This window comes from Microvirga tunisiensis, from assembly GCF_009296175.1.
Classification (GTDB): Bacteria; Pseudomonadota; Alphaproteobacteria; order Rhizobiales; family Beijerinckiaceae; genus Microvirga; species Microvirga tunisiensis.
The window spans coordinates 1-931 of sequence record NZ_VOSK01000868.1 but is presented as its reverse complement, the minus strand read 5'-3'; the positions used below and the strand labels follow the sequence as shown (position 1 = coordinate 931).

The following is a 931-nucleotide window of genomic DNA, read 5'->3' as shown; positions in this document are numbered from 1 at the left end:
GCCGGCTACACCGATGGCTTCATCGTGCCGGTCCCGTCGGAGAAGAAGGCGGACTACCTGGCTTTGGCCCAGCGTATGGCCGGCAAGTTTAAGGAGTATGGTGCGGTCCGGGTGCTCGAGGCCTGGGGCGACGACGTGCCGAACGGCGAAGTGACCGACTACCGGCGCGCCGTGCGGGCCGAGGACGGGGAAGAGGTCGTCTATTCCTACATTCAGTGGCCCGACAAGGCGACCCGGGATGCGGGCTGGGCCAGGATGATGGCAGAGGATCCTGAGCAGAGCACTCCGATGCCCTTCGACGGCAAGCGCATGTTCTGGGGCGGCTTCCGCCCGATCCTTGACACGGCGGCGGAGTAGACACGATGGCCAATCCTGCGGGCAGCTTCATCTGGTATGAGCTGATGACCCCTGACCCGGCCGGGTCCAAGCGCTTCTATGACGCGGTTGTCGCGGGCTGGACCATTGAGGCGCAGCCGTCCGGCGAGATGGACTACCGGATGATTTCCCGAAGCGATGGCGGCAACAGCGGCGGGGTGTTGCGGCTGACCGAGGAGATGCAGGGGCATGGCGCGCGGCCGTGCTGGCTCGGCTACCTCGGCGTCCCCGATGTCGATGCGGCGGTCGCCCGGGTCGAGGAGGACGGTGGGCGGACGCTGATGCCGGGCCACGACATTCGCGGCGTCGGGCGCATTGCCATGGTGACCGATCCCGACGGCGCGCCCTTCTACCTGATGACACCAACCGCGCCCGCCGGTCGGCCTGACGTGGAGAGCGACGTCTTCTCCGTCGATCGTCCGCAGCACGTCCGCTGGAACGAGTTGCAGGCCAGCGACCAGGATCGGTCGGTCGCCTTCTACACCCGGCACTTTGGCTGGCGGCAGGAGGGCGACATGGATATGGGCGACTTCGGCTCCTACCGCTTCCTCTACCA

Annotated in this window: 2 protein-coding genes; both read left to right on the top strand. The window is 66.9% G+C overall.

The genetic code is table 11. From position 1 onward, the window contains the following. Positions 1 to 357 (top strand): DUF1428 domain-containing protein (locus tag FS320_RS44220; protein WP_152718762.1); only part of this gene is annotated, 357 nt, incomplete at its 5' end. A 5-nt stretch (positions 358 to 362) separates the two neighbouring features. Further along, positions 363 to 931: VOC family protein (locus tag FS320_RS44215; RefSeq protein WP_152718761.1), on the top strand; the 569-nt coding region annotated here is incomplete at its 3' end.